Origin of the sequence: Pseudomonas sp. FW300-N2A2, assembly GCF_017351735.1 — a bacterium.
GTDB lineage: Bacteria > Pseudomonadota > Gammaproteobacteria > Pseudomonadales > Pseudomonadaceae > Aquipseudomonas > Aquipseudomonas migulae.
Genome location: NZ_JACNDU010000004.1, coordinates 1 through 23,931 on the forward strand (window position 1 = coordinate 1; position 23,931 = coordinate 23,931).

The 23,931-nt window shown below is 60.7% G+C and carries 20 protein-coding genes; 8 read left to right on the plus strand and 12 right to left on the minus strand.

From position 1 onward, the window contains the following. On the plus strand, nucleotides 1-640 hold a 640-nt coding region (locus tag J4E42_RS07695), incomplete at its 5' end, for a VWA domain-containing protein (RefSeq protein WP_207284944.1). 114 nt (nucleotides 641-754) lie between these two features. Here J4E42_RS07695 and J4E42_RS07700 read toward each other — a convergent pair. Both J4E42_RS07700 and J4E42_RS07705 read right to left on the minus strand, forming a co-directional pair. After that, nucleotides 755-2,731, minus strand: a complete 1,977-nt coding sequence (locus J4E42_RS07700) for a methyl-accepting chemotaxis protein (protein ID WP_008030537.1) — start codon at nucleotides 2,729-2,731, stop codon at nucleotides 755-757. 181 nt (nucleotides 2,732-2,912) lie between these two features. Further along, entirely contained in the window at nucleotides 2,913-3,833 is a 921-nt protein-coding gene (locus J4E42_RS07705) for a LysR substrate-binding domain-containing protein (RefSeq protein ID WP_008030538.1), read from the minus strand. Between the two features lie 158 nt (nucleotides 3,834-3,991). On the opposite strand from J4E42_RS07705, the gene J4E42_RS07710 reads away from it, so the two are divergent. Next, a complete protein-coding gene (locus J4E42_RS07710) occupies nucleotides 3,992-5,380 on the plus strand; it encodes a NorM family multidrug efflux MATE transporter (RefSeq protein ID WP_207284945.1) in 1,389 nt (462 codons plus the stop codon). 105 nt (nucleotides 5,381-5,485) lie between these two features. Here the strand turns inward: J4E42_RS07710 and J4E42_RS07715 are convergent, their stop codons facing one another. Continuing rightward, nucleotides 5,486-7,159, minus strand: a complete 1,674-nt coding sequence (locus J4E42_RS07715) for a bifunctional diguanylate cyclase/phosphodiesterase (protein ID WP_008037990.1) — start codon at nucleotides 7,157-7,159, stop codon at nucleotides 5,486-5,488. A gap of 263 nt (nucleotides 7,160-7,422) precedes the next feature. Here J4E42_RS07715 and rep point away from each other — a divergent pair, with 263 nt between their 5' ends. Beyond that, the gene (gene rep / locus J4E42_RS07720; protein ID WP_008030544.1) at nucleotides 7,423-9,432 is read left to right on the plus strand and encodes a DNA helicase Rep; all 2,010 of its coding nucleotides are present in this window, start codon (nucleotides 7,423-7,425) and stop codon (nucleotides 9,430-9,432) included. A 69-nt stretch (nucleotides 9,433-9,501) separates the two neighbouring features. Then, nucleotides 9,502-10,074 carry a xanthine phosphoribosyltransferase gene (locus J4E42_RS07725; RefSeq protein ID WP_008030547.1) on the plus strand — a complete coding sequence of 191 codons (573 nt, stop codon included), beginning with the start codon at nucleotides 9,502-9,504 and terminating at the stop codon, nucleotides 10,072-10,074. Nucleotides 10,075-10,202: 128 nt separating this feature from the next. Here J4E42_RS07725 and J4E42_RS07730 read toward each other — a convergent pair whose 3' ends face one another. From J4E42_RS07730 to dadA, 6 genes are all read right to left on the minus strand, one after another. Then, nucleotides 10,203-12,125, minus strand: coding sequence for an acetyl-CoA hydrolase/transferase C-terminal domain-containing protein (locus tag J4E42_RS07730; RefSeq protein ID WP_207284946.1), 1,923 nt, complete (start codon nucleotides 12,123-12,125; stop codon nucleotides 10,203-10,205). A gap of 239 nt (nucleotides 12,126-12,364) precedes the next feature. Then, nucleotides 12,365-12,778 carry a cytochrome c5 family protein gene (locus J4E42_RS07735; RefSeq protein ID WP_032828815.1) on the minus strand — a complete coding sequence of 138 codons (414 nt, stop codon included), beginning with the start codon at nucleotides 12,776-12,778 and terminating at the stop codon, nucleotides 12,365-12,367. A 182-nt stretch (nucleotides 12,779-12,960) separates the two neighbouring features. Beyond that, nucleotides 12,961-13,509: a cupin domain-containing protein gene (locus J4E42_RS07740; RefSeq protein WP_007947433.1), complete on the minus strand. Its 549-nt coding sequence runs from the start codon at nucleotides 13,507-13,509 to the stop codon at nucleotides 12,961-12,963. A 124-nt stretch (nucleotides 13,510-13,633) separates the two neighbouring features. After that, entirely contained in the window at nucleotides 13,634-14,707 is a 1,074-nt protein-coding gene (alr, locus tag J4E42_RS07745; protein ID WP_207284947.1) for an alanine racemase, read from the minus strand. 97 nt (nucleotides 14,708-14,804) lie between these two features. Further along, complete coding sequence (locus tag J4E42_RS07750) at nucleotides 14,805-15,158, minus strand: RidA family protein (RefSeq protein WP_207284948.1); 354 nt, start codon at nucleotides 15,156-15,158, stop codon at nucleotides 14,805-14,807. Continuing rightward, nucleotides 15,130-16,434, minus strand: a complete 1,305-nt coding sequence (gene dadA, locus J4E42_RS07755; RefSeq protein ID WP_008030556.1) for a D-amino acid dehydrogenase — start codon at nucleotides 16,432-16,434, stop codon at nucleotides 15,130-15,132. Before dadA ends, J4E42_RS07750 begins: the two co-directional genes overlap by 29 nt. Nucleotides 16,435-16,590: 156 nt before the next feature. On the opposite strand from dadA, the gene J4E42_RS07760 reads away from it, so the two are divergent. After that, nucleotides 16,591-17,079: an Lrp/AsnC ligand binding domain-containing protein gene (locus tag J4E42_RS07760; protein ID WP_003177284.1), complete on the plus strand. Its 489-nt coding sequence runs from the start codon at nucleotides 16,591-16,593 to the stop codon at nucleotides 17,077-17,079. 112 nt (nucleotides 17,080-17,191) lie between these two features. Here J4E42_RS07760 and J4E42_RS07765 read toward each other — a convergent pair whose 3' ends face one another. Then, a complete protein-coding gene (locus J4E42_RS07765; protein ID WP_007947437.1) occupies nucleotides 17,192-17,545 on the minus strand; it encodes a YkgJ family cysteine cluster protein in 354 nt (117 codons plus the stop codon). 147 nt (nucleotides 17,546-17,692) lie between these two features. On the opposite strand from J4E42_RS07765, the gene J4E42_RS07770 reads away from it, so the two are divergent. After that, nucleotides 17,693-18,985 (plus strand): FAD-binding oxidoreductase, encoded by a 1,293-nt coding sequence (locus J4E42_RS07770; protein ID WP_207284949.1) that lies wholly within the window; start codon nucleotides 17,693-17,695, stop codon nucleotides 18,983-18,985. Nucleotides 18,986-19,102: 117 nt separating this feature from the next. Here J4E42_RS07770 and J4E42_RS07775 read toward each other — a convergent pair whose 3' ends face one another. Continuing rightward, on the minus strand, nucleotides 19,103-19,348 hold the full coding sequence (locus J4E42_RS07775; RefSeq protein WP_207284950.1) for a DUF1127 domain-containing protein: 246 nt from the start codon (nucleotides 19,346-19,348) through the stop codon (nucleotides 19,103-19,105). Between the two features lie 179 nt (nucleotides 19,349-19,527). Here J4E42_RS07775 and J4E42_RS07780 point away from each other — a divergent pair, with 179 nt between their 5' ends. Continuing rightward, nucleotides 19,528-20,961, plus strand: a complete 1,434-nt coding sequence (locus J4E42_RS07780) for a PLP-dependent aminotransferase family protein (RefSeq protein ID WP_192228205.1) — start codon at nucleotides 19,528-19,530, stop codon at nucleotides 20,959-20,961. 60 nt (nucleotides 20,962-21,021) lie between these two features. Next, nucleotides 21,022-22,590 carry a phospholipase D family protein gene (locus J4E42_RS07785; protein WP_192228204.1) on the plus strand — a complete coding sequence of 523 codons (1,569 nt, stop codon included), beginning with the start codon at nucleotides 21,022-21,024 and terminating at the stop codon, nucleotides 22,588-22,590. A 107-nt stretch (nucleotides 22,591-22,697) separates the two neighbouring features. On the opposite strand, the gene J4E42_RS07790 is transcribed toward J4E42_RS07785, so the two are convergent. Then, nucleotides 22,698-23,843: an MFS transporter gene (locus J4E42_RS07790; protein ID WP_084317777.1), complete on the minus strand. Its 1,146-nt coding sequence runs from the start codon at nucleotides 23,841-23,843 to the stop codon at nucleotides 22,698-22,700. Nucleotides 23,844-23,931: the final 88 nt, after the last annotated feature.

Genomic DNA, 23,931 nt, shown 5'->3' on the forward strand with positions numbered 1-23,931 from the left:
AGAGATCCCGCAGTTCGTGGTGGTGCTCGATACCTCGGGTTCGATGGATTTGAACATCAAGTCCGTGAAAGCCGATGAGGACTGGTTCTTCGGCAACGAACTCAACAAGTACCTGGACGCGAACCGCACCATGCAGATCTTCGCCAAACCCAGCCGCATGGACGTCGCCAAGGACTCGCTGGCCGGCATGATCAACGGGCTGGACCCGAAGATCGACACGCGCCTCATCACCTTCGCCGGCTGCGAACGCACACCGGACCAGGGCGTGTTCAAGTTTGGCGACCGGCCACGGCTGATCAACGGGATTCGAGGGCTGGTTCCCAATGACGGCACACCGCTGGCCGACAGCCTGGCTTACGCGGCAAGCACCGTCGACGGGCGTAATAACGATGCCGTGATCGTGATGTTCGTCGACGGTGAGGACGGTTGCCAGAAAGACGCTTGCGCGGTGTCCCGCCAAATCGCCAGGGAACAACCACGCCTGCGGGTCAACGTGGTGAAAATCGGTGCCGGTGGCCCGTCACGCTGCATTGCTGAAAACACCGGTGGCCGGGTTTACAACAGCACCAACGCGGCAGAACTGGCCAAGCAGTTGAAACTCGCAACCAAGGAAGTGTCGAGCAACGCCAAGTGTGATTGATTGGCAGATCTGAATATTGCGGTGTAGCCTTCGCGGGCAAGCCTCGCTCCTACAGGGGTCAACGCTGAACCTGTAGGAGCGGGGCTTGCCCGCGAAGGCGATTTCAGAGGCGACTCAACGAAACCGGTCAACCTCTTGGCGCAGTTCCGCCGCCAGGCTCTCCAGCTCTTTGGCGGTCACCGCCAGGTTCGACACCACTTCCCGCTGCTCGCTGTTCGCCAGCGCAATGCTTTGCAGGTTGCTGCTGAGCAGCGTCGCGGTGCTGCTCTGCTCCTGGGTCGCGGTGGTGATCGCGGCGAACTGTTCACCGGCGGAACGGCTTTGCTCATCGATCCGCGCCAGTGCCGAGGCGACATTGGCGTTACGCGACAAGCCTTCCTGCATCAAGACTTTGCCCTGCTCCATGGTGCTGATGGCGTTGCCGGTTTCCTGCTGGATGCTCTGAATCATCCCGGAAATTTCGTCGGTGGCCTGGCGAGTGCGTGAAGCCAGGTTGCGCACTTCATCGGCCACCACCGCAAAACCACGGCCCTGCTCACCGGCACGCGCCGCTTCGATGGCCGCGTTGAGCGCCAGCAAGTTGGTTTGCTCGGCAATCGAGGTGATCACCCCGACAATGCCACCGATTTCCTGAGAACGCTGGCCCAAGGTGTTGATCACCGTGGCAGTGCTGTTCAGCGCGCCAGCGATTTGCTCCAGGGACGAGGACGCTTCACCCATCGACGTACGACCGATCTGGGTTTGCTGTGCGTTTTCCTGCGCCAGACGCTGAGTGCTGCCCATGTTGTCGGCAATGTTCAACGAGGTGGCGCTGAATTCTTCCACGGCGCCGGCCATGCTGGTGATTTCGCCGGACTGCTGCTCCATGCCCTCATAGGCACCGCCAGACAAACCGGACAAGGCCTGGGCACGGCTGTTGACCTCTTGCGAGGCCCGGCGGATGTGCTCGACCATCGTCGACAACGCCTGGCTCATCTGGTTGAAGGCGCGGGCCAGCTGACCGATCTCGTCGTTGCTCGACACGTCCAGACGCACGCTCAGGTCGCCGGCCCCCAGGGCTTCGGCCTGACGCACCAGATCACCCAGCGGCGCGAGTTTGCTGCGCAGCAGCCAGACTGCCGAGCCGACCGCGATCAACATTGCCAGCAGGCTGCCGATCGCCAATTGAATCCCGACGCTCCAGGTCACCGCGCTGATTTCGTCTTGCGGCATGCTCGCCACGACCGACCACGGGCCGTCCTGGAACGGCACGGAAACACTGTAGAAGTCTTCGGACGTGTCGCTCCAGAAACCGCCCTCGCTCGGGGTTTTCGCCAGGGCGGTGATGGCTGGAACGGCTTTATCCAGCGCTTCCACGCCGGCGATCGGTACCAGCCATTTGTTCTGCTCGTCGAGCAACGCCAAGGAACCGGTCTTGCCGATGCGGAATCGCTTGAGGTTTTCGAACTGGGCTTTCTGCGCGTCGGTGTAGTCGAAACCGACATACAGCACGGCAATGACCTTGCCGCCGCTGTCGCGTACCGGGGTGTACTGCGACATGTAGTAGCGTTCAAAAAGCAAAGACCGTCCGACGAAACTCTGCCCCGCCATCAAACGGGCGTAAGCCGGGTTCGCATGATCGAGAACAGTGCCAATGGCACGACTGCCATCCTGTTTGGTGACGTTGGTACTGACCCGAATGAAGTCCTCGCCGCTGCGCACGAACACCGTGGCCACGCCGGCGGTCATCTGCTTGAACTCGTCCACTTCCTTGAAGTTGTTATTGAGCACTTCGCCGCCCAGTTGCAGGCCCGGAGTCTGGGTGCCCGCCACGTTCACCGGCGCATCCGGGTGCACGCTCAGCCCGCCACTGAAACGCTTTTCGAACAACCCCGCAAGGCGCAGGGTACTTTCACGCAATGTGCCGTGAAACGTACTCAACTGGTCGGCCAGCAACCGCGCCTCACTGGCCAGGTGCTCTTCGCGGGTGGCGAGGTTGGCCGTGTCCAGTGAACGCAGGGCAAACAGGGTACTGCCGCTGATGACAATCGCCAGGATAATGGCGAGCGCAAGGCCAAGCTGTGAAGCGATCCGGGCACGAGGTTGAGACATGACAGCTCCTGGCCGAGCGATCTGATCCTCCTTGATCGGCTACTCAGCAAAATTTCTAATAATGGGAATTACGTCGAACCTGCACGAAGGTTCCATCTGCAGATTTTCGGCGGCAAACCTGAATACTTGAGTAAATAGCCGGGATATGGCTCAAGGCCGCTATTTCGAGGGCTCTATCGATTCAGCACAAGTGTTCGACGTCCGGCAATTTCATCGCCCGCACCTCGCCTTGCAGGAAATCACTGAGGCGGCGCAAACGTTCACCTCCCGGGCGGGTTTTCGGCCAGACGAGGTAATAATTCTCACCACTGGCGACGGCGGTCGGCCACGGCAAACTCAGACGGCCCTGCGCCACATCTTCGGCCACCATCAGCAGATCGCCCATCGACACGCCATACCCCCGGGCGGCGGCGATCATGCCCAGCTCCAGCGTATCGAACACCTGCCCGCCCTTGAGCGACACCTGATCCGTCAGCCCCATGCGCTCCAGCCAGTTGCGCCAGTCACGCCGGTCCGGCGTCGGGTGCAGCAGTTCGGCATGGGCGAGACGCGCGACGTCCCACGGTTGGTCCTTCAGAAGATTCGGTGCACCGACCGGAATCAGCTCCTCCGGGAACAGCAGGCTCGCCTCCCAGTCCGGCGGAAAATGCCCGTTGCTGAGGATCACGGCGCAGTCGAACGGCTCATGGTTGAAGTCCACTGAATCGACGTCCATCCAGGCGCTGGTCAGTTGCACTTCGTTGCCCGGTTGCAGGTGGCGGAAACGGCTGAGCCGCGCCAACAGCCAGCGCATGGTCAGGGTCGACGGTGCTTTCATGCGCAGGATGTCATCTTCGGCGCGCAAGGTATTGCAGGCCCGCTCAAGAGCGGTGAAGCCTTCGCGAATGCCCGGCAGGATCAGCCGCGCCGACTCGGTCAATTGCAAATTGCGCCCGCTGCGATGAAACAGCCGACAGGCAAAATGCTCTTCAAGCGTACGAATATGCCGACTGACCGCACTCTGCGTAATCGACAACTCTTCAGCGGCACGGGTAAACGAGCTATGCCGCGCCGCCGCTTCAAATGCACGAAGGGCATACAAGGGAGGAAGACGACGAGACATGCGGAAAGCTCCTATGGCGCAATTTCGTCAACTTATCAGAAACTCCCCAGGATGAGTTTTAATCATGCCATCCATCCTTTTTATCCCTTTGTGCAAACCCCGCAGAGCGCCGAGAATCGACGCTTTCCTGTTCTCTTTGATAATCGGGCGTGATGACCATGCAGCATCCAGCACGTATTGAACTCTGGGCCATCCTGCGGCTGGCGGGGCCGTTGATTGCCTCGCAGTTGGCGCACATGCTGATGGTCCTCACCGACACCTTGATGATGGCGCGCCTGAGCCCCGAGGCATTGGCCGGCGGCGGACTCGGCGCGGCGACCTATTCGTTTGTGTCGATCTTTTGCATCGGCGTGATTGCGGCGGTCGGCACGTTGGTGGCGATCCGTCAGGGCGCGGGCGATATCGTTGGCGCGGCACGGCTGACCCAGGCCGGGTTGTGGCTGGCGTGGTTGATGGCTTTGGTCGCCGGATTGCTGCTGTGGAACCTCAAACCGGTGTTGCTGATGTTTGGCCAGACCGAAACCAACGTCCAGTCAGCCGGGCAGTTCCTGTTGATTTTGCCGTTCGCCTTGCCCGGCTACCTGAGCTTCATGGCCCTGCGCGGTTTCACCAGCGCGATTGGCCGGGCGACGCCGGTGATGGTCATCAGCCTCGGTGGCACGGTGGCCAACTTCGTGCTCAATTATGCGTTGATCACCGGGATGTTCGGCCTGCCGAAAATGGGCCTGGTGGGTATCGGTCTGGTCACGGCAATTGTTGCCAACCTGATGGCCGTGGCGTTGGCGCTGCATATTCGGCGGCATCCGGCGTACGACGCCTATCCATTGCGCCAGGGCTTGTCGCGGCCAAACCGGCAGTACCTGAAGGAGTTGTGGCGCCTGGGTCTGCCGATTGGCGGCACCTACGCAGTGGAAGTCGGGCTGTTTGCCTTCGCCGCGCTGTGCATGGGCACCATGGGCAGTACGCAATTGGGCGCGCACCAGATCGCGCTGCAGATTGTCTCGGTGGCGTTCATGATTCCGGCGGGGCTTTCCTATGCGATCACCATGCGCATCGGCCAGCATTACGGCGCCGGGCAGTTGCTGGACGCGCGGCTTGCCGGGCGGGTCGGGATCGCCTTTGGCGCAGCGGCGATGCTCGGTTTCGCGATGGTCTTCTGGCTGTTGCCGAATCAGTTGATCGGCCTGTTTCTCGATCACAACGACCCCGCGTTCCGCGACGTCATCAACCTGGCTGTGAGCCTGTTGGCGGTGGCGGCTTGGTTCGAGCTGTTCGACGGCACGCAAACCATCGCCATGGGCTGCATTCGCGGGCTCAAGGACGCCAAGACCACGTTCCTGGTCGGGTTGGGTTGCTATTGGCTGATTGGCGCACCCGCCGCGTGGTGGATGGCGTTCCATTTGCACTGGGGGCCGACGGGTGTCTGGTGGGGCTTGGCGTTGGGCCTGGCGTGCGCGGCGGTGAGCCTGACGCTGGCGTTCGAGTGGAAGATGAAGCGGATGATTCGGCGGGAGCCGTCGTCAGCTCAGCGTTTCGAGATCGCCTAACCCTGTAGGAGCGAGGCTTGCCCGCGAAGGCGTCGTGTCAGTAACAACAATGTCGACTGACTCGACGCCTTCGCGGGCAAGCCTCGCTCCTACAGGGATTCGTCTTTAGCTCACGATCTCTAGCATCGGCTGCTGACTGCTGCCAAAACTCAAATACTCAATCAGCTCCGTCAACGGCAACGGCTTGCTGATCAAATACCCTTGCACCTGATCGCAACCAAACCCGCGCAACAGATCCAGCTGCTCCGGCGTCTCCACGCCCTCGGCGACCACTTCAAGATTGAGGTTGTGCGCGAGATTGATCATCGCGTGCACCAGTTTGCGATTCTCTTCGCGCCCTTCCATTCCGCCGACGAAACTCTTGTCGACCTTCAACAAGGCAATCGGCAGGCTGTTGAGGTGCACGAAAGACGAAAACCCGGTGCCAAAGTCGTCGAGCGAGAAGCGCACGCCCAGGCGCCCGAGGGCATCCATGGTCTGTTTCACCAGATCGCTGCGGCGCATGACCGCCGTTTCGGTCAGTTCGAATTCCAGCCACTGCGCTTCGACGCCACGTTCGGCAATCAGCCGGCTCAGGGTCGACAGCAACTGACTGTCCTGAAACTGGCGGAACGACAGGTTGATCGCCATGTGCAGCGCCGGCAGACCGAGCTCGCGCAACGCCTGCATGTCGCGCAACGCGCGGGAAATCACCCAGTAACCGAGTGGCACGATCAAGCCGCTTTGCTCGGCCAGTGGCACGAACTCGCTCGGTGGCAGCAACCCACGCTCGGCATGGCGCCAGCGCACCAGGGCTTCGAGGCCGACGATCTGCCCGTCTTCAAGGTTCAGGCGTGGCTGGTAATGAAGTTCCAGCTCATCGCGACGCAACGCCCGGCGCAGCTCGCTTTCGAGGTCGGCCATGCTGCGGGCATTGCGGTTGATGCGTTCGTTGAAGATGTGAAAGGTGCAGCCTTGAGTGCTCTTGGCCTGCTGCATGGCGATGTGCGCGTGCCACATCAACGGATCGGCGCCGGCCTGGGCGCGGGCATGGGCGATGCCCAGGCTGGAACCGATCAACAGGCTTTCGCCGTCGACCCAATAGGGCTCAGCCAACGCTTCGGTGATGCGTTCGGCCATCCATTCGGCGCGTTGCGGTGCGCGGCGGGTGTCGATCAGCAGGGCGAACTCATCGCTGCCCAGCCGCGCCAGTTGATCGCCGGCCTCGAGCTGGCTTTTCAGGCGCGCGACCACTTGCAGGATCAAGCGGTCGCCGGCCTGATGGCCGAGGGCGTCGTTGGCGTGGCGGAAGTTGTCGAGGTCAAGGTGCCCAAGGGCCAGGCCACGGCCGTCGTTTTCCGCCAGTCGCGCGGCCAGCAAGGTCTGGAAGCCCTGGCGGTTGGCGATGCCGGTCAGCGGGTCTTGCTCGGCCAGGCGTTGCAGGGTGTTTTCCAGCACGCCGCGCTCGCGCACATGGCGCAGGCAACGGCGCAACATGCCAGGGTCGAGATGATCGCGCACCAGCCAGTCGCTCACGCCATCGGGCGGCAACAGCGGCTCCTGTTCGAGCAACAACACCGTTGGCAAACTGCAACGGCCGGGCGCCGGCTGAAGGGCCGGGATCGTCAACAACACCGCGCTGCGGTTGTCATCAAACAGAGCGCTGACCGACTCCCAGCTCGGAGCGCTGATGAGCACGGCCGAGCTCCCCATCGGAGCCAGACACTCGCGCAACAACGCTGCCCACGCTGGCTCTTCGGCCAATAGCAGCAAACGCAAGGGTTCGACAGGCGTAGACAAGCTAGCTCCCTAGACTCTGCAATGATGTAGGCGGCGGGCATTATGCCGTGCCGATAACCAATGACCAACGACATCAGTTATCAAACGAGGCCTTTGTATCCGGAATTACGAACATTAGTCGCAAATTCGTTGCGCATCCTGCGTGAAAGTAACAAAACCGGCAAATATAGATAGCGTGTTACGTCACAAGTCGGAGAGAGCAGCACAATTCGCTGAGCCTGTTAAAATGCCGGCCCATTTCGTACTGACTCCTGAATTTACGTATGTCCCGACTCAATCCCCGGCAGCAAGAAGCCGTGAGCTACGTCGGCGGCCCTCTTTTGGTGCTCGCCGGTGCAGGCTCCGGCAAGACCAGTGTGATCACGCGCAAAATCGCGCACCTGATCCAGAACTGCGGCATCCGCGCCCAGTACATCGTCGCCATGACCTTTACCAACAAGGCCGCGCGCGAGATGAAGGAACGGGTCGGCACCCTGCTCAAAGGCGGCGAAGGCCGTGGCCTGACGGTGTGCACCTTCCACAACCTGGGCCTCAACATCATCCGCAAGGAACACGTGCGGCTGGGCTACAAACCGGGCTTCTCGATCTTCGACGAGACCGACGTCAAAGCCCTGATGACCGACATCATGCAGAAGGAATACGCGGGCGACGACGGCGTCGACGAGATCAAGAACATGATCGGCTCGTGGAAAAACGACCTGATCCTGCCCGCCGAAGCCCTGGAAAACTCGCGCAACCCCAAGGAACAGACCGCCGCCATCGTCTACACCCACTACCAGCGCACGCTCAAGGCGTTCAACGCGGTGGACTTCGACGACCTGATCCTGCTGCCGGTGAAACTGTTCCAGGAACACGCCGACATCCTCGAAAAGTGGCAGAACAAAGTCCGCTACCTGCTGGTGGACGAATACCAGGACACCAACGCCAGCCAGTATTTGCTGGTGAAGTTGCTGATCGGTACGCGCAACCAGTTCACCGTGGTGGGCGATGACGACCAGTCGATCTACGCCTGGCGCGGCGCGCGCCCGGAAAACCTGATGCTGCTCAAGGACGACTACCCGTCCCTGAAAGTGGTGATGCTGGAGCAGAACTATCGCTCCACCAGCCGCATCCTGCGCTGCGCCAACGTGCTGATCTCGAACAACCCGCACGAATTCGAAAAGCAACTGTGGAGCGAGATGGGTCACGGCGACGAGATCCGCGTGATCCGCTGCCGCAACGAAGACGCCGAAGCCGAGCGCGTGGCCGTGGAATTGCTGACGCTGCACTTGCGCACCGACCGGCCCTACAGCGATTTCGCGATCCTGTATCGCGGTAACTACCAGGCCAAGCTGATCGAGCTGAAGCTGCAACACCACCAGATTCCGTATCGGTTATCCGGTGGCAACAGCTTTTTCGGACGCCAGGAAGTGAAGGACCTGATGGCCTACTTCCGCCTGATCGTGAACCCGGACGACGACAACGCCTTCCTGCGGGTGATCAACGTCCCACGCCGGGAGATCGGTTCGACGACGCTTGAGAAGCTCGGCAACTACGCCACCGAACGCAAAATCTCGATGTACGCCGCCACCGACGAAATCGGCCTGGGCGAGCATCTGGATGCGCGTTTCACCGATCGCCTGTCGCGCTTCAAGCGTTTCATGGACAAGGTCCGCGAGCAGTGCGCCGGCGAAGACCCGATTTCGGCGTTACGCAGCATGGTCATGGACATCGACTACGAGAACTGGCTGCGCACCAACAGCTCCAGCGACAAGGCCGCCGACTACCGCATGGGTAACGTCTGGTTCCTGATCGAGGCGTTGAAAAACACCCTGGAGAAAGACGAAGAAGGCGAGATGACCGTCGAGGACGCCATCGGCAAACTCGTCCTGCGCGACATGCTGGAACGTCAGCAGGAAGAGGAAGACGGCGCCGAAGGCGTGCAGATGATGACCCTGCATGCCTCCAAGGGCCTGGAATTCCCTTACGTGTTCATCATGGGCATGGAAGAGGAAATCCTCCCGCACCGCTCCAGCATCGAAGCCGACACCATCGAAGAAGAACGCCGCCTGGCCTATGTTGGCATTACCCGCGCACGTCAGACCCTGGCCTTCACCTTCGCGGCCAAGCGCAAGCAGTACGGCGAGATCATCGACTGCGCGCCCAGCCGCTTCCTCGATGAACTGCCGCCAGACGACCTGGCCTGGGAAGGCACCGACGACACGCCGGTAGAAGTCAAAGCCGTTCGCGGCAATACCGCATTGGCCGATATACGGGCGATGTTAAAGCGCTAGAATTGAGCACTTTTTAACCGACACCTTTTGACAAACTAGGCGCACATGGCGCCAGTAGAGGAACGCTTCATGGAAGCACTGCACCAGAAAATTCGCGAACAAGGCATCGTGCTTTCCGATCAGGTCCTGAAGGTCGACGCCTTTTTGAACCACCAGATCGACCCGGCGCTGATGAAACTGATCGGCGACGAGTTCGCTGCGCTGTTCAAGGACTCGGGCATCACCAAGATCGTCACCATCGAAGCCTCGGGCATCGCGCCGGCGATCATGACCGGCCTGAACCTGGGCGTACCGGTGATTTTCGCGCGCAAGCATCAGTCCCTGACCCTGACCGAAAACCTGCTGTCGGCGACCGTTTACTCGTTCACCAAACAGACCGAAAGCACCGTGGCGATCTCCCCGCGCCACCTGACCAGCAGCGACCGCGTGCTGATCATCGATGACTTTTTGGCCAACGGTAAGGCGTCGCAAGCGCTGATCTCGATCATCAAACAGGCCGGCGCGACCGTGGCCGGTCTGGGTATCGTGATCGAGAAGTCGTTCCAGGGTGGACGTGCGGAACTGGATGCGCAGGGTTATCGCGTTGAATCGCTGGCTCGCGTTAAGTCGCTGGCTGGCGGCGTCGTGACCTTTATCGAATAACCAGCAGCACCGCATTTCCCCTGTGGGAGCCAGCCTGCTGGCGATGGCGTCGTGTCAGTCAAAATCTTCATGCCTGACAGACCGTCATCGCCAGCAGGCTGGCTCCCACAGTTGTTTTGGGTTGGCTGTTATTGCGCGGTGGCCTTGAGGCCGGTGAGCAGCAGCCGCTGAAACAGGTCCTCTTTCAGCCCTTCCGGGTTGGTCAGTTGCATGCGCTCCAGATGCTCGGGAAACGCTGCCGGTTCGGGCGCATCCAGCGCCGCCTTGCCCAGCTCCAGAATTTCCGTCAGCTTGAACTTGCTCTTCAACCAGTTCAGCGCCCGCAACAAATCCCGCTCATGCGCGGTGAAATCACTCCCCAGCGGATACTCCGGAAACAACTGCGGATGCCGCGCCTGAATCGCCTGTAAACGTTCTGGTCGGTTGTCGGCAAAACGCGGATCGAGACGAAAACTCTTCGGCAGTTTCCCGGCACTCTGCGCCTGCTCGATCAACCCGGGCTGGAACCGTGAATCGCTGATGTTCAGCAACGCCTCGATCACCGCTGCATCGGTCTTGCCACGCAAATCCGCGATACCGTATTCAGTGACCACGATGTCCCGTAGATGCCGCGGGATCGTGCAATGGCCGTACTCCCAGACGATGTTGGAACTGACCTCCCCGCCCGACTCGCGCCAGCTTCGCAGCAGCAGAATCGAACGCGCGCCTTCCAGCGCATGGCCTTGGGCGACGAAGTTGTATTGCCCGCCAACACCGCTCAGCACCCGCCCGTCTTCAAGCTGATCGGCCACGCCGGCGCCAAGCAACGTCATGGTGAATACGGTGTTGATGAAGCGTGCATCCAGGCGCTGCAAGCGTTTGAGTTCCTCCTGACCGTACAGCTCGTTGATGTAGCTGATACGGGTCATGTTGAATTCGAGCCGCTTGCTTTGCGGCAGCTCTCGAAGACGCTCGTAGAAACTGCGCGGCCCGAGGAAGAACCCGCCGTGCACCGAAATGCCGTCGGTCTGCGCCGCTTCATCCAATGTGCCGGCATTCGCCTGTTGTTGGGTGGGCACATCGGGGTAGACCTTGCGCCGCACGATGCCGGCGTCGACCAGCACCAGCAGGCCGTTGACGAACATTTCGCTGCAACCGTAAAGGCCTTTGGCGAACGGTTCCAACCCCCCTTCGCGGTCTATCATCTGCGCCCACTGGCTCAGATTCACATCCGCCAACAACGCCTTGTATCCGTCGTTATCCGCCTGCCGCGCCAGCAACGCCGCCGTCAGCGCGTCGCCCATGGCGCCGATGCCGATTTGCAAGGTGCCGCCATCGCGGACCAGCGCGCTGGCGTGCAGGCCGATGAAATGGTCCTGGAAACCCACCGGCATGTTCGGCGTCGAGAACAGCGTGGTGTTGTCTTTCTCGTCGACCAGCAGGTCGAAAGTGTCGATGCCGATTTCCGCGTCACCGGGCATGTACGGCAAGTCGTTGTGTACCTGGCCCACGAGCAGGACCGTCTCCCCCGCCGCCCTGCGCTTGGCGATCATCGGAAACAGGTCGAGGGTGATGTCCGGGTTGCAGCTCAGGCTCAGGCGATCCGGGTGGTCGGAGTGGCTGGCCACCAATTGCGCGACCAGGTTCAAACCGGCCGCGTTAATGTCCCGTGCGGCGTGGCTGTAGTTGCTGCTCACGTAGTCCTGCTGGGCGGATTCGCTATGAAGCAGGCTGCCGGGCTGCATGAAAAACTGTTGAATATGGATGTTGGGCGGCAGGTTGTCCTTGCGCAGGCCCGCGAGGAAATCCAGCTCCGGATAATCGCCGAATACCCGTTCGATGAAGGGTTCGAGGAAGCGCTTCTGCAAGCCGTCGCCCAATGCAGGACGGCCCAGGCACAGCGCGGTGTAGATCGTCAGCTTGCGCTCGGGCAATTGCGCAACGCGTTGATACAGCGCGTTGACGAAGTGGTTGGGTTTGCCCAGACCGAGGGGCAGGCCCATGTGGATATGCGCCGGCAACCGCGCCAGCACCTCATCGACCGCTTGCTCGATAGAACACAGCTGCACCATCTGATCCTCCCTTACATTCCATGAATTGGGGTTGGACCGAGCTTGCCGGGTCTTTGCTGTAATGAACAGCCCCGGATGCCAACACAAAACCTTGTAGGAGCCGGCTTGCCGGCGATCCAGGCGCCGCGGTTAGCCAGACAAACCGTGTGATCGTTCATCGCCGGCAAGCCGGCTCCTACAGGTGAACAGGCACAAAAAAGCCGCCCGGAGGCGGCTTTTTCGCTAACGATGCGGGCGTGTTACAGGCCGGACATCTCTTTGATGGCGCCTTTCAGCTCGTCGTCGGAGCAGTCGGCGCAGGTGCCTTTAGGCGGCATCGCATTGATACCGGTAATGGCTTTGGCCAGGATGCCGTCGAGGCCGCCCTGGTGATCGGCGCGTTCTTTCCAGGCAGCCTTGTCGCCGATTTTCGGCGCGCCCAACAGGCCGGTGCCGTGGCAAGCGTTGCAATGTTTTGCAATCACGTCTTTAGGTGCCTTGGCACCGCCACCGCCGCCAGAAGCAGCAGCGACTTCCATCCCCTTGCACTCTTGACCCTGAACACAAACTTGGCCAACTGGATCAAGGCGTTTTGCAATATCGTCATTCGTCGCAGCTTGAGCGCTGACAGCCCAAAGGGCCAATACGGTTGCTGGTGCAGCCAGCATTTTCATAATTAGGTTCACGCGTTCACCCTCAATGGTGGCTAGTCACGCCTACGGCCACGGTTCGCAGGCGGGCGCAAGTATAGCGGTAAGCCCGCCGCACTGAAACAACCCCAAAGTCGAAGGGGTCTTGTTGCGCCGCGGAAAAACCCTTTGGGTGCCGCTGCCGTGCTGGCAGGACGCCTCTTCTCTTAGAAATTCGCTGGCGTGGCTGCGCTGATTAGTCGCGCCGGCGCGTCGAACGGATTACGGAAACGGTGCGGCTTGGTACTTTCAAAGTAGTAGCTATCACCGGCTTCGAGCACAAAAGTTTCCAGCCCGACCACCAGTTCCAGGCGCCCTTCCACCAGAATCCCGGTTTCCTCGCCCTCATGGGTGAGCATCTCGTCACCGGTGTCGGCGCCTGGCGGGTAGATTTCATTGAGGAAGGCAATGGCGCGGCTCGGGTGAGCCCGGCCGACCAGTTTCATGGTCACTGCGCCATCGGAAATATCGATCAGCTCGTTAGCCTTGTAGACGATCTGAGTCGGTTTTTCCTGCAGGATCTCTTCGGAAAAGAACTCGACCATCGACATGGGAATCCCGCCCAGAACCTTGCGCAGCGAACTGATCGAGGGGCTGACGCTGTTCTTCTCGATCATCGAAATGGTGCTGTTGGTGACGCCCGCGCGTTTGGCGAGTTCACGCTGCGAAAGACCTTTGAGCTTACGGATGGATTGCAGTCGTTCACCGACGTCCAAGCTTGCGCCTCCAGGATTCAGGTTGTAGGAATATGAGCGTTATCATGGCGACAGCGTTCAGTATTTACAACACTTTGGCCTGAATCCTGTTCGGCGAAGCGACTTCCGGTCCGTGCGGTTCGGGTCAAGCCCCGGAATAGAGCAGCGGAACCCGGCGCAGGTTGCAGAAGATCTGATAGGGAATCGTGTCTGCGGCTTCCGCCACGGTGCTGGCGAGCACGTTTTTGCCCCACAACTCGACGGTCGAACCCAGCCCGGCTTGCGGTACATCGGTCAGATCGATGCAGAGCATGTCCATCGACACCCGGCCGATCAACTGGCTGAGCTGCCCGGCGACCATCACCGGCGTACCGGTCGGTGCGTGACGCGGATAGCCATCGGCATAACCCATCGCCACCACGCCAACGCGCATCGGCTTCTGGGTGATGAATTTGGCGCCGTAACCGATCGGCTCGCCGGCCGACAGTTCACGCACGCAAATCACTTTCGATTCCAGGGTCATCACCGGTTGCAGGCGCGAGGCCACGGCGTTGGCTTCTTCGAAAGGCGTGGCGCCGTAGAGCATGATGCCCGGACGCACCCAGTCACTCGGAATCTGCGGCCAACCGAGCACTGCCGGCGAGTTGCGCAGGCTGATCTCGGCGGACAAACCCTGACGGGCCGCTTCAAACACGGCCACCTGCTCGGCACTGGCTTGACTGTGCAGCTCATCGGCGCGGGCGAAGTGGCTCATCAGCACCACTTTCGCGACCTTGCCGCTGGCCAGCAGCCGTTGATAGGCCGATTGGTAATCCTTTGGATGCAGACCGACCCGGTGCATGCCCGAATCGAGTTTGAGCCAGACAGTGATCGGCTTGCTCAGCGCGGCTTTTTCGATGGCTTCAAGCTGCCACAGCGAATGCACCACGCACCAGAAATCATGCTCGACGATCAGCGCCAGCTCGTCGGCTTCGAAAAAACCTTCCAGCAACAACACCGGCGCGCGAATGCCGGCAGCGCGCAGTTCCAGTGCTTCTTCGATGCACGCCACGGCAAACCCGTCCGCCTCGGCTTCCAGCGCCTGGGCGCAACGCACCGCGCCATGGCCGTAGGCATCCGCCTTGATCACCGCGAGGGCCTTGGCCCCAGTGAGTTCACGGGCGATCCGGTAGTTGTGACGCAGGGCTTGAAGGTCGATCAGGGCACGGGCTGGACGCATGGCGGCAGGGCTTCTAGGCGGTCATGGGAATAAAAACCGGCGCTGGCTGACAGCGTGAACCGCCAACAGCACCGGGAGAGGGATCTTTCTGACAGGCTTACGGCAGAGCGGCTACAACCGACAGCTCGATCAGGATTTCCGGTTCGCACAGCTTCGACTCAACCGTTGCACGGGCCGGTGCGACGCCTTTTGGCAGCCACTTGTCCCACACCGCGTTCATGCCTTCGAAGTGCGCGTCGATGTCTTTCAGGTAAATCGTCACCGACAGCAAATGGTGCTTGTCGGTACCCGCCATATCCAGCAAACGCTCGATATTGGCGAGGGTTTCGCGAGTCTGCTGTTCAATCCCGGCGTTCAGGTCGTCGCCGACCTGCCCTGCCAAATACACCGTACCGTTGTGAGCGACGATCTGACTCATGCGCTCATTGGTGAGCTGGCGCTGGATTGCCATGTTTTGCGGGCTCCTGGACTTTGCTGCCATAACGGGAAATATCGAGGCCTTCTGCACTGATCTGCGGCGTTTTCTTCGCCATCAGGTCGGCCAGCAAGCGACCGGAGCCGCACGCCATGGTCCAGCCGAGGGTGCCGTGACCGGTGTTCAGGAACAGGTTGCTGAACGGCGTTGCACCCACAATCGGCGTGCCATCCGGCGTGGTCGGACGCAGACCGGTCCAGAAACTTGCCTGGGCCAGATCGCCGCCCTGAGGATAAAGGTCGTTGACGATCATCTCCAGGGTTTCGCGCCGACGCGGGTTCAGCGACAGGTCAAAACCGGCGATTTCAGCCATGCCGCCGACGCGGATGCGGTTGTCGAAACGGGTGATCGCGACCTTGTAGGTCTCGTCGAGAATGGTCGACGTCGGGGCCATCGCCGGGTTGGTGATCGGCACGGTCAGGGAGTAACCCTTGAGCGGGTAAACCGGTGCCTTGATGCCCAGCGGCTTGAGCAACTGCGGCGAGTAGCTGCCGAGTGCCAATACGTAGCGGTCAGCGGTTTCCAGCTTGCCGTCGATCCACACACCGTTGATGCGATCACCGGCGTAGTCGAGCTTCTGAATGTCTTGGCCGAAGCGAAATTCCACACCCAGTTTCACAGCCATTTCGGCCAGGCGACTGGTGAACATCTGGCAATCGCCGGTCTGGTCGTTCGGCAGGCGCAGGGCACCGGCGAGGATATCGGTCACGCTGGCCAGCGCCGGCTCAACGCGAGCAATGCCGGCACGGTCGAGCAGTTCGAACGGCACGCCGGACTCTTTCAGTACGGCGATGTCTTTCGCGGCGCCGTCGAGTTGAGCCTGGGTGCGGAACAATTGAGTAGTACCGAGGCTGCGGCCTTCGTAGGCAATGCCGGTTTCGGCGCGCAGTTCGTCGAGGCAGTCACGGCTGTACTCGGACAGACGGACCATGCGCTCCTTGTTCACCGCATAACGGCTGGCGGTACAGTTGCGCAGCATCTGCGCCATCCACAGGTATTGGTCGATGTCGGCAGTGGCCTTGATCGCCAGCGGTGCGTGGCGCTGCAACAGCCACTTGATGGCCTTGAGCGGCACACCCGGCGCGGCCCACGGCGAGGCATAACCCGGCGAAACCTGCCCGGCGTTGGCGAAACTGGTCTCCATGGCCGCAGCCGGCTGACGGTCCACCACCACCACTTCGAACCCGGCACGCGCCAGATAATAAGCACTGGTGGTACCGATGACGCCGCTACCCAAGACCATAACGCGCATTTTCATATCCCTCATCGCGGCGTGCCGCTGACGTTTGTAGAACAGACCGTAGATGTGGGCAGTTTAAAAAAGATTAGCCAGTGCATTTCACTATATAAGCACCTATATTTGGCGACAATTCTCGGCAAAAACGCTTTTCACGGAGGCGCATCCCCTATGCGTACCAACACTCAGACCAAACGTGAGCTGGACAAGATCGACCGCAACATCCTGCGGATCCTGCAAGCGGACGGGCGTATCTCCTTCACGGAGCTTGGGGAAAAGGTCGGGCTCTCGACCACGCCCTGCACCGAGCGGGTCCGGCGCCTGGAGCGCGAAGGGATCATCATGGGCTACAACGCCCGGCTGAACCCGCAGCACCTCAAGGGTAGTCTGCTGGTGTTCGTCGAGATCAGCCTCGACTACAAATCCGGCGATACTTTCGAAGAGTTCCGACGCGCGGTGCTGAAACTGCCCCACGTGCTGGAATGCCATTTGGTGTCAGGGGATTTCGACTACCTGGTGAAGGCGCGGATCTCGGAGATGGCGTCTTATCGCAAGCTGCTGGGCGACATCCTGCTCAAGCTGCCGCATGTGCGCGAATCCAAGAGTTATATCGTGATGGAAGAGGTGAAGGAGAGTTTGAGTCTGCCGATTCCGGATTGAGACTTTGTGGTGCCTGTTCAGACCCCATCGCTAGCAGGCTAGCTCCCACAGTTGAAATGCATTCCAATGTGGGAGCTAGCCTGCTGGCGATTACAGGCGACTCGGTCTCGACTTAGACGAGCACCTGCCGGGTGGAAGCCATGTACTCATGAATCTGCTTCTCCACCCGCGGATGAATCAGCTCCACCGGCCCCCGCCCATTCGGGCACGGCAAGGTCTTGGTGGTGCCGAACAACCGGCAAATCAACGGCCGCTCGTCATACACCGTGCAGCCGTTGGGCCCCAAGTGCACGCAGTTGAGCTCATCCATCGCCGCATCCTGCTCGGCGCGGGTCTTGCGCGGCAGGCGGGACATTTCTTCCGGCGAGGTGGTCACCGGTCCGCAGCAGTCATGGCAGCCGGGCACGCACTCGAACGAGGGGATCTGCTGTCGTAACGTGCGGATTTTCTGACTGTTGCAGCTCATCGAAACGGTGACCCAAAGCGGACTGAAGCGCGATTCTGACGCAAACGCGCCGATCCAGACAGCCACAACCGACCAGTGTTGCCCGCGCCGGAAGGTCCGGCTTATGCTCCGTCAAATTTTCTAAACACAAAAATCAGGATGATGCGCATGAATGCCCGTGCTCAGCACACCGCCTCTTATTACGCCGCCAGCAGCCTGCCGCAGCCCGATCATCCGGCGTTGAAAGGTGAGCTGGTAGCCGATGTGTGCGTGGTCGGCGGCGGGTTTTCCGGGCTGAACACCGCGCTTGAGCTGGCGGAGCGCGGCCTCAGCGTGGTGCTGCTCGAAGCGCACAAGATTGGCTGGGGCGCCAGCGGCCGTAATGGTGGGCAACTGATTCGTGGCGTCGGTCATGGGCTCGATCAGTTCGCCAACGTGATCGGCACGGACGGCGTGCGTCAGATGAAACTCATGGGCCTGGAAGCCGTGGAAATCGTCCGACAACGCGTCGAGCGTTTTCAGATCCCTTGCGACCTGACCTGGGGTTACTGCGATCTCGCCAACAAACCCCGCGACCTCGAAGGATTCGCCGAAGACGCCGAAGAACTGCGCAGCCTTGGGTACCGCTACGAAACCCGATTGCTGCAAGCGCATGAGATGCACAGCGTGGTGGGTTCCAATCGCTACGTCGGCGGCCTGATCGACATGGGTTCGGGCCATTTGCACCCACTGAATCTGGCATTGGGCGAAGCCGCCGCCGCGCAACAACTGGGCGCCAGACTGTTTGAGCAATCGGCAGTGACCCGCATTGATTACGGCCCGGAGGTGAAGGTCCATACGGCTCAAGGATCGGTTCGCGCAAAAACCCTGGTGCTGGGCTGCAACGCCTACCTCAACCAACTCAACCCCGAACTCAGCGGCAAGGTGTTGCCCGCCGGCAGCTACATCATCGCCACCGAACCCTTGAGCGAAGAACAGGCACATGAACTGCTGCCGCAGAACATGGCGGTGTGTGATCAAAGGGTGGCGCTGGATTACTACCGGCTCTCGGCGGATCGTCGCTTGCTGTTCGGTGGCGCCTGCCATTATTCAGGTCGCGACCCGAAGGACATCGCCGCGTACATGCGGCCGAAGATGCTTGAGGTGTTCCCGCAACTGGCTGGTGCGAGGATTGATTATCAGTGGGGCGGGATGATCGGCATCGGCGCAAACCGATTGCCGCAGATTGGCCGGCTCAAGGACCAGCCGAATGTGTATTACGCCCAGGCTTATTCAGGTCACGGCGTGAATGCCACGCATCTGGCGGGCAAGTTGCTGGCCGAAGCGATCAGTGGTCAGCAGGGTGGCGGGTTCGATCTGTTTGCCAAGGTGCCGCACATTACCTTCCCCGGCGGGAAGCATTTGCGTTCGCCGTTGTTGGCGTTGGGGATGTTGTGGCATCGGCTTAAAGAGTTGGTCTGAGGGATTTGTGGCGTCAGTGAAGACGCCTTCGCGGGCAAGCCTCGCTCCTACAGTTGAACGCACATCCTGTAGGAGCGAGGCTTGCCCGCGAAGGCGTCCGGGAGAACGCCACACATTTCAAACCCGCCAAAACGGCTTAAGCCCCTCATCCCGCGCCTGCTCCCGGCTCAACCCGACATCCCGCAATTGCTCCGGCGTCAGTTCCAGCAACGCCTTGCGCGTGTGCAGACGATGCCAGAACAGACCCCAGCGACTCAGGCCCGACGGTGCGTTGCGCATCAACGCCTCGCGCGTACCGTTGATTTGCCCTGCCGCCAGTTCCTGACTGCGTAACGTCAGCCGCACATCGCTCAAGCCGTTCATTTTGATTGCTCCTGTTTACTTGGGTAGCCAGAGCTTTCATGATGCGCGGACGGCGAAAAGCATTACAGATTCAACCAGCCTGTATTAATTCCATACAGATTTGGCGTTTTAGCCTCTGAATTACAATTTTTTGCCTGATCTGTACTGGTCAACCGAATCACTCACACCGAGACTGCGCCATGACCCTTTACGTCAACCTCGCCGAATTGCTCGGCACGCGGATCGAACAGGGCTTCTATCGCCCCGGCGACCGGCTGCCGTCGGTGCGGGCATTGAGCGTCGAACACGGGGTCAGCCTGAGCACGGTGCAGCAGGCCTATCGAGTGCTGGAAGACAGCGGCCTGGCGATGCCGAAACCCAAGTCCGGCTACTTCGTCCCGGCCAGCCGCGACCTGCCGGAACTGCCGGCGATTGGCCGTCCGGCGCAACGTCCTGTGGATATCTCGCAGTGGGACCAGGTGCTGGAACTGATCCGTGCGGTGCCACGCAAAGACGTGGTGCAACTGGGTCGCGGCATGCCGGACATCACCACGCCAACCATGAAACCGTTGCTGCGCAACCTCGCGCGCATCAGTCGGCGACAGGACATGCCCGGCCTGTATTACGACAACATCCACGGCACCCTCGAACTGCGTGAGCAAATCGCCCGCCTGATGCTCGACTCCGGCTGCCAACTGACGGCCAACGACCTGGTGATCACCACCGGCTGCCACGAAGCGCTGTCCACCAGCATTCGCTCCATCTGTGAGCCGGGCGACATCGTCGCGGTGGATTCGCCAAGCTTTCATGGCGCCATGCAGACGCTCAAGGGCTTGAACATGAAAGCCCTGGAAATCCCCACCGACCCGCTGACCGGGATCAGCCTCGATGCACTGGAACTGGCTCTGGAGCAATGGCCGATCAAGGCCATACAGTTGACCCCCAACTGCAACAACCCGTTGGGCTACATCATGCCGGAATCGCGCAAACGCGCGTTGTTGACGCTTGCACAGCGTTTCGACGTGGCGATTATCGAAGACGATGTGTATGGCGAACTGGCCTACAACTACCCGCGACCGCGCACGATCAAATCCTTCGACGAAGACGGCCGCGTCCTGCTCTGCAGTTCCTTCTCCAAAACGCTGGCACCCGGCCTGCGCATCGGCTGGGTTGCACCGGGCCGCTATCTGGAGCGGGTGCTGCACATGAAATACATCAGCACCGGCAGCACAGCGCCGCAGCCGCAGATTGCCATCGCCGAATTCCTCAAGGCCGGTCACTTCGAGCCTCATTTGCGGCGGGTGCGCACACAATACCAGCGCAATCGCGACATCATGATCGATTGGGTCAGCCGCTATTTTCCCGCCGGCACCCGCGCCAGTCGGCCGCAAGGCAGTTTCATGCTCTGGGTCGAACTGCCCGATGGCTTCGACACCCTGAAACTGAACCGCGCCCTGCATGACCAAGGCGTACAGATTGCCGTCGGCAGCATCTTTTCGCCCTCGGGCAAATACCGCAATTGCCTGCGGATGAACTACGCTGCCAAGCCAACACCACAGATCGAAGACGCGGTGCGCAAGGTCGGCGCGGCGGCAATCAAACTGCTGGCGGAAAATGAGAACTTCACTGACTGACCTTTAGCTGAGATCCAGCGTCCATATGTCGACACCTGCCGCCAATCGGACCGATCCCACGTGAGAGTCAGACAGCCCCTACTCGCTCTTCTGCTACTCGCCTCGCTCCTGGGCGGTTGCGCCAGTCTCGATGTTCAACGCGAACCGAGCCAGGCGCTGCCCGCCAGCGACTCGGCATTCGGTCGATCAATCCAGGCCCAGGCCGCGCCCCATGAGGGCAAGTCCGGCTTTCGTCTGCTGTCCAATAGCGGCGAAGCGTTCATGGCCCGTGCCGAGCTGATCCGCAACGCCCAAAGCAGCCTCGACTTGCAGTACTACATCGTCCATGACGGCATCAGCACACGGATGCTGGTGGACGAACTGCTCAAGGCTGCCGACCGTGGCGTACGCGTGAGAATCCTGCTCGACGACACCACCAGCGATGGCCTCGACTGGATCATCGCCACGCTGGCGGCGCACCCGCAGATCCAGATCCGCCTGTTCAACCCGCTGCACCTGGGCCGTAGCACCGGCGTGACGCGGACCATGGGGCGGCTGTTCAATCTGTCGCTGCAACACCGGCGCATGCACAACAAGCTGTGGCTGGCGGACAACAGCGCCGCCATCGTTGGCGGCCGTAACCTGGGGGACGAGTATTTCGATGCCGAGCCCAACCTGAATTTCACCGACATCGACATGCTCGGCGTCGGCCCGGTCGCCGAGCAGTTGGGCCACAGCTTCGACCAGTATTGGAACAGTGCGCTGAGCAAGCCGATCGATGAATTCCTGTCGAGCCGACCGACGCAAAAGGACCTGCAAAACACCCGCACGCGCCTGGAAGAATCACTGGAAGAGACGCGCAAACAGAATCACGCGTTGTATCAGCGGCTGATGACTTACACCACAAACCCGCGCATGGACACTTGGCGCCGGGAGCTGATCTGGGCCTGGAACCAGGCGTTGTGGGACGCACCGAGCAAGGTTTTGTCAGACGGCGAGCCCGATCCTCAATTGCTGCTGACCACGCAGTTGGCGCCTGAGCTGAACGGGGTCAGCAAAGAGCTGATCATGATCTCGGCTTACTTCGTACCGGGTCAGCCAGGGCTGGTTTACCTGACCGGCCGCGCCGATGCCGGGGTCTCTGTCAGCCTACTGACCAACTCGCTGGAAGCCACCGACGTACCGGCGGTGCATGGCGGTTACGCGCCCTATCGCCGGGCGCTGCTGGAACATGGCGTGAAGTTGTACGAATTGCGTCGCCAGCCCGGCGAAGGCGGCGGCAGCGGACCGCATATTTTCTACAGCAAGCCATACCGGGGTTCCGATTCGAGTCTGCACAGCAAAGCGATGATCTTCGACCAGCAGAAATCCTTCATCGGCTCGTTCAACTTCGACCCGCGCTCGCTGCTGTGGAACACCGAGGTCGGGGTGCTGGTAGACAGCCCCGAACTCGCTGTCTATGTGCGCAAGGCGGCGCTGGAAGGTATGGCGCCGCCTCTGAGTTATGAGGTGAAACTGGAAAACAATCGGATTGTCTGGGTGACCGAAGACGACGGAAAAATGCACACATTGACCGATGAACCGGGAAGCTGGTGGCGCCATTTCAATGGGTGGATGAGCACCGCCGTGGGACTGGAGAAGATGCTCTAACCCACAATAAACACCCCTGTAGGAGCGAGCCTGCTCGCGATGGTGTGTCAGTCAAACCTATGTGGCTGACACACCATCGCGAGCAGGCTCGCTCCTACAATTTGGGGTCAGGCAGGCTCGGCAACCGTGCCGAACGCACCTTGGCGCGACAGCAAAATCACCAGCCCAAACGCACCCGCCGCCATCAACAGCGGCAACGCATGACCGCTGATCCACTGACTACCAGCGCCAGCCGCCAATGGTCCGACCAGGCAACCAATGCCCCACAACTGCGCAATATGCGCATTGGCCCGTACCAGCGCATCGTCGCGATAACGCTCGCCAATCAGGATCAGCGACAAGGTGAACAAGCCCCCGGCACTGGCGCCGAACAACACCCACAATGGCCAGATCAGCAACGTGTCGATCAGCAATGGAATCGCCAGGCTCGAGAGCATCAGCACCACAGCGCAACCGGTGAACAACGTGCGTCGCGACAAGCGATCCGCCAGTGCGCCAATCGGCAATTGCAGCAAGGCATCGCCCACCACCACAGTGCTGACCATCGCCAACGCGATTTCCGTGGTAAAGCCCTGACGCAGGCAATAGACCGGCAGCAAGGTCAGGATCATCGCCTCGAACGCCGCGAACAGCGCCACGCCCCAGGCAATCGCCGGCAGGCCTCGGCAAAAGCCCCACAAGTCGCTGAAGGTCACGCTGCAGGCTTCGCTGGTCGGCGCACCGCTGCGGCCGAGCAACAGGAACGGCGCCGCCGTCAGCAAACCGACCCCGACCCAGAATCCATAATCGTGTTCGGTACCCAGAACACCCAACAACAAAGGCCCGGCCAGCTGACTCAGCGCATAGCTACTGCCATACAGCGCCACCAACCGGCCGCGCCATTGCTCGACCACCAACTGGTTGATCCAGCTTTCACCCAGGATGAAGACGAGGGTCAGGATCACCCCGATCATCAGCCGCAGCACCAGCCACACTGGATAACTCGGCAACAGTGCCAGCAAACCGATGGAGACCGCCCCGGCCCACAGGCACAAGCGCATCAGATTGGCCGTGCCGAGCCGCGCCGCCAGATGGCTGGAGATCTTCGCCCCCAGCAATACGCCAATCGCCGGCATCGCGGCCATCACGCCGATGGCGAACGAACCGTAACCCCAGCCCTCCAGGCGAAACGAAACCAGCGGCATGCTGACACCCAGGGCCAGGCCGACACTCAAGACAGACGCCAACACGGCGAAATAAGTCGCCCAACGCATGTTCCACGCTCCTGTGGATATTTTTTGTGCAACACAAAACACTGTGGGAGCGAGCCTGCTCGCGATGACGGAGCAACATTCAACATTT

Excerpts from the sequence above, each read along its gene's own strand:
- J4E42_RS07700 (WP_008030537.1), bottom strand. The coding sequence starts at position 2,731 with ATGTCTCAACCTCGTGCCCGGATCGCTTCACAGCTTGGCCTTGCGCTC.
- J4E42_RS07705 (WP_008030538.1), bottom strand. The coding sequence starts at position 3,833 with ATGTCTCGTCGTCTTCCTCCCTTGTATGCCCTTCGTGCATTTGAAGCG.
- J4E42_RS07710 (WP_207284945.1), top strand. The coding sequence starts at position 3,992 with ATGCAGCATCCAGCACGTATTGAACTCTGGGCCATCCTGCGGCTGGCG.
- rep (WP_008030544.1), top strand. The coding sequence starts at position 7,423 with ATGTCCCGACTCAATCCCCGGCAGCAAGAAGCCGTGAGCTACGTCGGC.
- J4E42_RS07725 (WP_008030547.1), top strand. The coding sequence starts at position 9,502 with ATGGAAGCACTGCACCAGAAAATTCGCGAACAAGGCATCGTGCTTTCC.
- J4E42_RS07730 (WP_207284946.1), bottom strand. The coding sequence starts at position 12,125 with ATGGTGCAGCTGTGTTCTATCGAGCAAGCGGTCGATGAGGTGCTGGCG.
- J4E42_RS07735 (WP_032828815.1), bottom strand. The coding sequence starts at position 12,778 with ATGAAAATGCTGGCTGCACCAGCAACCGTATTGGCCCTTTGGGCTGTC.
- alr (WP_207284947.1), bottom strand. The coding sequence starts at position 14,707 with ATGCGTCCAGCCCGTGCCCTGATCGACCTTCAAGCCCTGCGTCACAAC.
- J4E42_RS07750 (WP_207284948.1), bottom strand. The coding sequence starts at position 15,158 with ATGGCAATCCAGCGCCAGCTCACCAATGAGCGCATGAGTCAGATCGTC.
- dadA (WP_008030556.1), bottom strand. The coding sequence starts at position 16,434 with ATGCGCGTTATGGTCTTGGGTAGCGGCGTCATCGGTACCACCAGTGCT.
- J4E42_RS07760 (WP_003177284.1), top strand. The coding sequence starts at position 16,591 with ATGCGTACCAACACTCAGACCAAACGTGAGCTGGACAAGATCGACCGC.
- J4E42_RS07765 (WP_007947437.1), bottom strand. The coding sequence starts at position 17,545 with ATGAGCTGCAACAGTCAGAAAATCCGCACGTTACGACAGCAGATCCCC.
- J4E42_RS07770 (WP_207284949.1), top strand. The coding sequence starts at position 17,693 with ATGAATGCCCGTGCTCAGCACACCGCCTCTTATTACGCCGCCAGCAGC.
- J4E42_RS07775 (WP_207284950.1), bottom strand. The coding sequence starts at position 19,348 with ATGAACGGCTTGAGCGATGTGCGGCTGACGTTACGCAGTCAGGAACTG.
- J4E42_RS07780 (WP_192228205.1), top strand. The coding sequence starts at position 19,528 with ATGACCCTTTACGTCAACCTCGCCGAATTGCTCGGCACGCGGATCGAA.
- J4E42_RS07790 (WP_084317777.1), bottom strand. The coding sequence starts at position 23,843 with ATGCGTTGGGCGACTTATTTCGCCGTGTTGGCGTCTGTCTTGAGTGTC.